This window comes from Pelistega europaea, assembly GCF_013133775.1.
In the GTDB taxonomy this organism is placed as follows: Bacteria; Pseudomonadota; Gammaproteobacteria; order Burkholderiales; family Burkholderiaceae_B; genus Taylorella; species Taylorella europaea.
Map to the genome: position 1 here is coordinate 122,953 of NZ_JABGBO010000009.1, position 9,074 is coordinate 132,026.

7 protein-coding genes are annotated in these 9,074 nt (G+C 43.1%); 3 read left to right on the forward strand and 4 right to left on the reverse strand.

Features of this window, described 5'->3' with window-relative positions; all coding sequences use genetic code 11:
* Nucleotides 1-6: 6 nt before the first annotated feature.
* From serS to HKX40_RS08940, 4 genes are all read right to left on the reverse strand, one after another.
* A complete protein-coding gene (gene serS / locus HKX40_RS08925; RefSeq protein WP_171589224.1) occupies nt 7-1,344 on the reverse strand; it encodes a serine--tRNA ligase in 1,338 nt (445 codons plus the stop codon).
* 51 nt (nt 1,345-1,395) lie between these two features.
* Nucleotides 1,396-2,742: a replication-associated recombination protein A gene (locus tag HKX40_RS08930; protein WP_171589225.1), complete on the reverse strand. Its 1,347-nt coding sequence runs from the start codon at nt 2,740-2,742 to the stop codon at nt 1,396-1,398.
* A 96-nt stretch (nt 2,743-2,838) separates the two neighbouring features.
* On the reverse strand, nt 2,839-3,561 hold the full coding sequence (gene lolA / locus HKX40_RS08935; RefSeq protein WP_171589226.1) for an outer membrane lipoprotein periplasmic chaperone LolA: 723 nt from the start codon (nt 3,559-3,561) through the stop codon (nt 2,839-2,841).
* A 154-nt stretch (nt 3,562-3,715) separates the two neighbouring features.
* Nucleotides 3,716-6,100 carry a DNA translocase FtsK gene (locus HKX40_RS08940; RefSeq protein WP_425500458.1) on the reverse strand — a complete coding sequence of 795 codons (2,385 nt, stop codon included), beginning with the start codon at nt 6,098-6,100 and terminating at the stop codon, nt 3,716-3,718.
* Nucleotides 6,101-6,165: 65 nt separating this feature from the next.
* Between HKX40_RS08940 and trxB the strand changes: the two genes are divergently transcribed.
* From trxB to HKX40_RS08955, 3 genes are all read left to right on the forward strand, one after another.
* Nucleotides 6,166-7,122: a thioredoxin-disulfide reductase gene (gene trxB, locus HKX40_RS08945; protein WP_171589228.1), complete on the forward strand. Its 957-nt coding sequence runs from the start codon at nt 6,166-6,168 to the stop codon at nt 7,120-7,122.
* 81 nt (nt 7,123-7,203) lie between these two features.
* Nucleotides 7,204-7,893 carry a Smr/MutS family protein gene (locus HKX40_RS08950; protein WP_171589229.1) on the forward strand — a complete coding sequence of 230 codons (690 nt, stop codon included), beginning with the start codon at nt 7,204-7,206 and terminating at the stop codon, nt 7,891-7,893.
* Nucleotides 7,894-7,916: 23 nt separating this feature from the next.
* Complete coding sequence (locus HKX40_RS08955) at nt 7,917-8,378, forward strand: DUF441 domain-containing protein (RefSeq protein ID WP_171589230.1); 462 nt, start codon at nt 7,917-7,919, stop codon at nt 8,376-8,378.
* Nucleotides 8,379-9,074: the final 696 nt, after the last annotated feature.

Below are 9,074 nucleotides of genomic sequence, written 5' to 3' on the forward strand. Positions count from 1 at the left end.
GTAAAACTAGGGTTTTAATACTTCTAGACCACCCATATATGGACGCAAAACTTCAGGAATCACAATGCTACCATCCGCTTGCTGATAGTTTTCCATCACAGCAACTAAAGCACGACCTACAGCTAAACCCGAACCGTTTAATGTATGAACATGTTCATTCTTGCCTTGTTCATTTTTAAAGCGAGCCCCCATACGACGAGCTTGGAACGCCTCACAATTTGAAACTGAAGAAATCTCTCGCCATGTATTTTGAGAGGGAATCCATACTTCTAAATCATAGGTCTTAGCAGAGCCAAATCCCATATCACCAGTGCATAGCAACACTACACGATAAGGCAATTTAAGTAATTGCAAAATCTTCTCTGCATGTGCTGTCATTTGCTCAAGGGTATCATAAGACGTCTCGGGTTTTACAATCTGCACCATTTCTACTTTATCGAATTGATGCTGACGAATCATACCGCGCGTATCACGGCCACCACTACCTGCTTCAGAACGGAAGCAAGGGCTATGTGCAGTCAAGCGAATTGGTAAGTCCGCCGCAGACACGATGCTGTCTTTGACTAAGCTGGTCAATGTGATTTCAGAAGTTGAGATTAGGTACATTTCCTCTTTGGGAATAACATTACCCTCAGCATCAATGTCATCACCCCCCTTGGTGACCCAGAACATATCTTCTTTAAATTTGGGTAACTGACCTGTACCATAAAGCGTAGATGCATTAACAATATAAGGGGTATAGCACTCAGTATAACCATGTTCAGCAGTATGTGTATTCAGCATAAACTGTGCCAAAGCACGATGTAGGCGTGCTACACCACCCCGCATAAAACTAAAACGAGAACCTGACAATTTAATGGCTGTGTCAAAGTCTAAACCAAGTTTCTCTCCTAGAGTCACGTGATCTTTGACCTCAAAATCAAAAGGAGCTGGTTCACGATCTGATTGATAGCCACCATCAGGGAACCAACGACGTTGTTCTACATTGTCATCACTATCTTTACCAAAAGGTACTGATTCATGTGGTAAATTAGGAATAGTCATTAACCAGCTATCGAGCTCATTTTTCACACTATTCAGTTTTTCTTCGAGTTGTTTGAGCTTCTCTGGAATCTGTGCTGCCTGTGCCATTACCTCAGAAGCATCTAATTTTTGCGATTTCAATTTACCGATTTCTTTCGCTAAAGTATTACGTTGAGCTTGTAAATTCTCTGTTTCGATTTGAATTTCTTTACGTGTAGCTTCAAGTTTATTAAAACGTTCTACATCAAAAGACAAGCCTCGACGAGCTAATTGCGTCACTACAAAATTAATATCTTTACGCAACAATACAGGATCTAACATGTTGATTTATCCATAAAAGAAATTTAAAAACTTTACCATTATACCGCTTTCTTATGACTTATTTTTTCTTGTTTGCTGGCGTGCTTCTCTATCCCACTCGCGTAGTTGGGCTAGCTTCTCCGCAATTTTAATTTCTAAACCTCGATTTACTGGCTGATACCACCCTGGCTCTACCATACCATCAGGAAGATAGGTTTCACCTGCTGCATAAGCATTAGGTTCATCATGTGCGTAGCGGTAAGTTTTGCCATAACCCAACTCTTTCATCAGCTTTGTCGGTGCATTGCGAAGATGTAGCGGTACCCCTCTTGTTTTGTCCTTTTGAACAAATGCCTTGGCTTGATTATAAGCCATATATCCTGCATTACTCTTGGCGGCGACCGCTAAATAAATCACCGCTTGTGCCAATGCCAACTCTCCCTCTGGACTACCGAGTCGCTCATAAGTCTCAGCTGCGTCGTTGGCAATCTGCATGGCTCTAGGATCAGCCAATCCAATATCCTCCCACGCCATTCGAACAATACGGCGAGCAAGATATTTAGGATCTGCCCCTCCATCTAGCATACGAGTCAACCAATATAGGGCAGCATCAGGGTGAGAACCTCGCACCGACTTATGCAAAGCACTAATTTGGTCATAAAAAGCATCGCCCCCCTTGTCAAAACGACGCAAATTTTGTGGAAGAAATTTTTCTAACCACTCTTGGGTAATTTCATATTGTCCTACAGCTAATGCAGATTCCAAAACAATTTCTACTGCATTAATCAAACGCCGACCGTCTCCATCTGCCCATTGCGCAAGATGATCTCGAACCTCTTCATCCATACTAAAAGGAGTATCAGGATGTGCTTCATTGACAATATGTAAAGCTCTCTCAATGAGAATCTTCAGTTCTTCTGGCTTGAGAGACTCTAATACATAGACTCTGGCTCGCGACAACAAAGCAGAATTGACCTCAAAAGAAGGGTTTTCTGTGGTTGCTCCAATGAAAGTAAATAAACCACTTTCTACATAGGGCAGAAAAGCATCTTGTTGTGCTTTATTAAACCGATGTACCTCATCCACAAAAAGAATAGTTTTACGTCCTTGTGCTTGTGCAAGCTGGGCGGATTGTACGGCATCACGAATATCTTTAACCCCACCCAATACTGCAGAGATAGCAATAAACTGGGCATCAAAGCCATTGGCCATTAACCGTGCAAGTGTTGTTTTCCCTACCCCTGGCGGTCCCCAGAAAATCATGGAATGTGGGCGACCAGACTGGAAAGCCACCTGTAACGGCTTACCTTCAGCAAGTAAATGCGTCTGTCCTACAACTTCAGATAAATGCCGAGGACGTAGACGCTCCGCGAGAGGAGCATCTAACAATTTCGTTGCAAATAAGTCATCAGAAGACATATTATTCCTAATTGTGCCATTTACACCATTATCTCTATCACATTATATTCTTGCTGGTCACGCTATCATCAAAAGACGAAAGACAGGGCATTTTTATTACTGCAATTTCACTCTATCCACACCGGCCGGTGCATCTAGTTTAAAAGTGGAGGCAGGCACTGGTGTATTAGGGACAAACTGACGTAATTTTATCGTCGTCATTTTGCCAAAAGAATCCAGGATACGTAATTCAGCAGGTAAGTTATTTGCAAAAGCAATATCAATATAGTTCATACCAGCATCTGCCACTTTGGGAGTTGCACGTAGCCATTCCATACCTTCACGTGCAGGTAATACTTCTACTTTGAAATGCTGCTCTAACTTACCATTGCCAAACAACACAGCGGCGGGAGAAGCACCAAAAGACTTCTGCACAGGACGTTCGGTAATTTGCATCAAATCAACATCATATTGATAAACTATTTTTCCGTCTGACACAACAGTTTGTTCAAACGGTTTAGTCACTTTCCAAGCAAACTTCCCTGGACGCTCAAATGCGAAAGTTCCAGATTGTGCTCCTGTTTTATTACCTGTCGTAATCTGCATAAACTGACCTGTAGCAGACTTAATATTTTTCACAAAATCATTCAACTGCTGACGAGCATCAGCCTTTATCTTGTTCTCAATAGGAGTCAAGTCTGATACTTGGATATTATCCACTGTTTCTAAAGTAGCTCCAGGAGCCAATAAGCCGCCTTCTACCTTGATATCTTGTGCAAAGACTCCCGTTGTCATTACAGTACCCAACAGTATGGTACTGCACTGTACAAAAAATCGCATACCTATCACCTTTTATGTTCAACCAAGTTGCGAACATCCATATTTTTACAGTCTAACATCTGCAGAAATAGTATTTGGGTGTTCAATCTCTAGTATCACCTATATCCTTGCAACTTGCTATGTGAAGAAACAGGTTGAAGCGGTTGAAAACAATCTATTCGCCCGTATCATCATCCATACCTTGTCCTGCAGGGATTAAAACTTCACGGTTGTTATTCGATTGCATAGGTGACACCAATCCCGCAGCCTCCATTTGCTCTAAAAGACGTGCTGCACGGTTATAACCAATGCGCAAGTGACGTTGTACAGAGGAGATAGAAGCCTTACGCGTACGTAATACAATTTCTACCGCTTGGTCGTATAACTCGTCTTTCTCTGCATCACCACCGAATACACCACCGACTCCCTCATCACTAGCTCCTGAAGTACCCCCTTCAAGAATACCCTCAATATACTCTGGCTCACCTTGCTCTTTGAGGAACTCCACTACACGATGTACTTCATCATCTGCCACAAAAGCTCCATGTACACGTAAAGGCACTCCTGCACCTGGCGGCATGTACAACATATCCCCTTGACCCAGCAAGGATTCTGCCCCCATCTGATCTAAAATAGTACGGGAGTCCACTTTCGTAGAAACTTGGAAAGAAATGCGAGTAGGAATATTTGCTTTAATCAAACCTGTAATAACATCCACGCTTGGACGTTGGGTAGCGAGAATCAAGTGAATACCTGCTGCACGTGCTTTTTGAGCCAGACGCGCTATTAATTCTTCAATCTTCTTGCCTGCAACCATCATTAAGTCAGCTAACTCATCAATAATGACCACAATCATTGGCAAGGTGTTAAGTGGCTCAGGGTTCTCTGGAGTAAGAGAGAATGGATTAGGAATTTGCTCACCCTTTTTCTCTGCCTCGCGAATCTTAGTATTGTAGCCAGCGATATTACGTACTCCCATCTTACTCATGAGTTTATAACGGCGTTCCATCTCCGCTACACACCAGTTAAGTGCATTGGCAGCCTGGCGCATATCCGTCACTACGGGTGCCAATAGATGTCGGATACCTTCATATACACTCATTTCTAGCATTTTAGGGTCAATGAGAATGAGCTTAACCTCGCTAGGATGAGCTTTATAAAGCAGTGACAAAATCATGGCATTAATACCCACAGACTTACCTGAACCAGTCGTACCAGCTACAAGTAAGTGTGGCATCTTGGCCAAATCTGCCACCACAGGATTACCAGCAATATCTTTACCCAATACCATAGTAAGCAATGAGGCACTCTTATGATAAACCTCAGAACCAATAATCTCGCTTAAATGTACTGTTTGACGACGTGGGTTGGGTAACTCAATACCCATCAAATTCTTACCAGGAATAGTCTCCACAACACGCAGACGCACCAAGCTCAGCGAACGCGCCAAGTCTTTGCTTAAGTTTACAATGGTCGTGCCGCGTACACCTGTTGCCGGCTCAATCTCATAGCGTGTAATCACAGGACCTGCTTGGGCTGCAACAACCTTAACCTCAACACCAAAATCTTGTAGTTTCTTCTCAATCATACGAGAATTAAATTCAATAGCATCTGGCGATACAGTCTCAATCATAGCAGGGGCTGGATCGAGCAAGTCAATAGTTGGAAGCATATCATGCTCATCCTGTGTTGGCTCTCTGAAGAGTACAGGTTGCTTTTGCTGAACGACTTGTTGAGCTGGCTTCACCTGTGTGATGGCTGGCTCGATACGGATAGGCGTCTCATGTTGTGCTTGCAATTGCTCTTTCTGAGTCTCAACACTAGTGGCTCTCTCTTCAGAAGCAGACTCGCCAATCTTGCGGTCTTCACTTGCTTCACGGCGTGTCATTGCCAAACTGATAGACTTCTGGATAAAAGTACCTATTTTCTCCGCCACCATCAACCAAGAGAAATTGAAGAAAAAGCTTAATCCTAACAAGAATGAAATCAATAGAATGATAGCTGTTGGCCCTACTCCAACCTGCATCTGTAAACGAGTGGCCAATAGATTACCTAGTACTCCTCCTGCACCTCCAGGCAAACCAAACTGAAAGGCTGATCCTTGTGTTGCCTCAATACCCATAGAAGCCAAAAATAATAGGATAAAACCTACCCACAGCTCCCATTGGAAACGAGGTAACGCTGCCTCAGGATCAATCACCACTGATTTAATCACACGCCTAAAGGCCACATAAGTCCGCTGTGCAAGTAGCACCACAAACCACCAGGCAGAGGCTCCGGCAAGATAGTAAAGAATATTAGCAATATAGGCCCCCACTACCCCCAATAGGTTATGAACCTGACCATTGGACATAGTGCTTACCCAACCAGGGTCAGAAGGATGCCAAGAAAACAACAACAAAGCAAGAACAACCATACCGCCAAAATAAATTAACCCCTTGGCTTCAACAAGCATAGATAGCAAGCGATTAGGGGTGTGTTGTACTGGGGCTGATTCTTTGCGAAGGCTACGAGGGTAGCGTTTTTCTGAAGTATTTTTAGTGCGTGCCATAAAACTCATTTATAATTACATGTTCAATATTATAAAACTAAACACCAAAAAAGACACATAGGAGTGAATTTTCTATGACAACTTCTGCTCAACATGCCAGGGTCATTGTACTAGGCTCTGGACCAGCTGGTTATACTGCTGCTCTTTATGCAGCTCGTGCAAATCTTAATCCCATGCTTATTACAGGTATGGCTCAAGGCGGCCAATTAATGACAACCACAGAAATTGACAACTGGCCAGCTGATGTCGATGGCGTCCAAGGCCCAGAATTAATGGATCGTTTTTTAAAACATGTTCAACGCTTTGATACACAAGTTGTATTTGATCATATCAATGAGGTTGATCTATCGCATCGTCCTTTTACACTTAAGTCTGACATGGGTAATACCTACACCTGCGATAGTTTAATTATTGCGACAGGAGCTTCTGCTCGTTATTTAGGCTTACCTAGTGAAGAAGCCTTTATGGGTAAAGGAGTCTCTGCCTGCGCAACGTGTGATGGTTTTTTCTACCGCAACCAAGATGTAGTAGTGGTTGGTGGTGGAAATACTGCCGTCGAAGAGGCTCTATACCTATCCAATATCGCTCGCAAAGTTTATGTTATTCACCGTCGTGACAAGTTTCGTGCAGAGCCTATTATGATTGACAAACTCATGGATAAGGTGAAAAACGGCAATATTGAGCTACGCCTTAATGCTGTATTAGACGAAGTGCTTGGTGATGATAGTGGTGTTACTGGTGTGCGTATCAAGAATTCTCTCGGCACAGACGACTTAGCTGTGACAGGTGTATTTATTGCTATTGGACACTCTCCTAATACGGCTATTTTTGAGGGGCAATTAACCATGGAAAATGGTTATATCGTCACACAATCCGGCCATCGAGGACTCGCCACCATGACCTCAATTCCTGGTGTATTTGCTGCTGGAGATGTACAAGACCATATTTATCGTCAAGCCATCACAAGTGCTGGCACAGGTTGCATGGCAGCCTTAGATGCACAACGTTGGCTAGAGGAAAACGAAGGATAATTTCTATACTTACCTCTCTCTGTTTAGATGCAACATTGAGAGGTAAGTGCAGTAGTTCAAAACGAGGAATAATTTTTACTCATGAAAGCAATTAAAGGGGAATTACAATCCCTTAAAAAACTGCAAAAACAATTTATCAAAGAACGTGACCGTCAAGAAAAACTTGCCTTTGAAAAGAAAGTCACGATAGCCAAGAGCGAAGGCAAAATTCCTCCTTTAAGCCCAGAAGATAGGCAAATCTTTCGCCAATCTTTACGAGGAGTGGTGCCACTACCTGATAAGAATCGCATCGGACACAAAGCAGTACCTCTCAAGCACCCTGAATTTTACAAAGCAAAAAGAGAACAAGCCGAAGGAGAACTACTCCTCTCCCCTACCAAACGTACAAAAACGCCTCATTCTCGCAAGATAGAACCTAAGCGTCATGAGCAGCAAGAGCCTAATACTTATCTGGCAGATGGCGTAGGCAAAGATGTTCTCAGCAAATTGAAATCTCTTAACTGGTCAGTGGAAGCAACATTGGACTTACACGGTGCGACACTTGATCAAGCGACGGTACGCTTTGACCGGTTTGTCAGCACATGTTTTGAACATCAAGTCCGTTGTTTCATGGTTATCCATGGTAAAGGGCATGGTTCTAAAGGCGGTGAAGCTGTACTTAAACAAAATGTGCTATCATGGCTGCGTCATTTAGAACATGTTATAGCTTTTATCCCTGCGCCAGAAAACCTAGGTGGGGAGGGGGCTGTGATGGTGTTATGTAAGGGTTAAGGGTCGTGCAAAGGCTAAAACAAATGTTTAATTTTCATTTAGATACAGTAGCTGGTCTATTGCTTGTATTGATTGTGTTGGGAGTAATTAGTCACAACAATGCTATCACCATTTCGGCCTGTGTGCTTCTTATCATGCAGCAAACTGTATTATCAGCTTTCCTACCTGCAGTTATGCGTCATGGCTTGAGCATCGGCATTATTATTTTAACCATTGGAGTACTTAGCCCTCTTGTTGCCGGTAAAATACAGCTTCCTGCATTAAAGGAATTACTTATTAATTGGCATTTATGGGCTGCTATTGTGGTTGGCATCTTTGTCGCTTGGTTAGGTGGACGAGGAGTCAGTCTGATGGCGCTACAACCAGCCCTAGTAACAGGATTAATGATTGGCACCGTGATAGGAGTGACCTTTTTTAAAGGAATCCCTGTAGGGCCACTAATTGCAGCAGGTATTCTAGCATTGATATTAGATGTTGCTAAATAAAGATACCAATATTGCTTCACAGGTTGAGTCTACTTAAACTTGCTTGATTTGAGGATGGGGGACGATGTTTAAACATCCACCAGACTGCTCAATGGGAATAATAATATAAATGCCTTCTATGGACGAAATGATGACAAGACTATTAATGCAGGTTTTCATAGAGGGAGGAAAATCCGATTCATTGCGAAGGCTGTGTGGCAATTGATTCGTGGTGGAGGTTTGGCAATCGATGCATCGTGCAGGCTGTGCGGCGATTGATTCGTTGTCGGAGCATGTAAACAAATGAATCGCTCAGGCAGCCTCCTGCTACACTTATCAAACTTGCTTAGTCGCTTCGTTCATCTTTGCATCTAGAGCAAGTGACTTTAAGATACGCTGATGTAACTAGCTCTGGGTAAGATAGATGCTGAAGCAGCAAAACGAATTGGAGGGGTTGTCTATCAAGGAGCTTTTGAAACATTGAAGACTCGTTAAACTCAAGTGTTGTAGACGTAAAAAAGCCTCTTGAGGGAGGGTATGAAGGAGTTTTTTCTGATTAAGCAAGGAACCTACTGGGAGGTGTTGTTTGAGGGGGGCTTGAGGTTTTTTCTAGGCAAGTAAAAAAGCCTCTTGAGGGGAACTCAAGAGGCTTAGGAATGAAGAGCTTGACGATGTCCTACTTTCACAGGTGTCCACCCACTATCATCGGCGCAAAGG

What these genes read in the sequence shown, in the direction of transcription:
- serS (WP_171589224.1), bottom strand. Translation starts at nt 1,344, where the DNA reads ATGTTAGATCCTGTATTGTTGCGTAAAGATATTAATTTTGTAGTGACG.
- HKX40_RS08930 (WP_171589225.1), bottom strand. Translation starts at nt 2,742, where the DNA reads ATGTCTTCTGATGACTTATTTGCAACGAAATTGTTAGATGCTCCTCTC.
- lolA (WP_171589226.1), bottom strand. Translation starts at nt 3,561, where the DNA reads ATGCGATTTTTTGTACAGTGCAGTACCATACTGTTGGGTACTGTAATG.
- HKX40_RS08940 (WP_425500458.1), bottom strand. Translation starts at nt 6,100, where the DNA reads ATGAGTTTTATGGCACGCACTAAAAATACTTCAGAAAAACGCTACCCT.
- trxB (WP_171589228.1), top strand. Translation starts at nt 6,166, where the DNA reads ATGACAACTTCTGCTCAACATGCCAGGGTCATTGTACTAGGCTCTGGA.
- HKX40_RS08950 (WP_171589229.1), top strand. Translation starts at nt 7,204, where the DNA reads ATGAAAGCAATTAAAGGGGAATTACAATCCCTTAAAAAACTGCAAAAA.
- HKX40_RS08955 (WP_171589230.1), top strand. Translation starts at nt 7,917, where the DNA reads ATGTTTAATTTTCATTTAGATACAGTAGCTGGTCTATTGCTTGTATTG.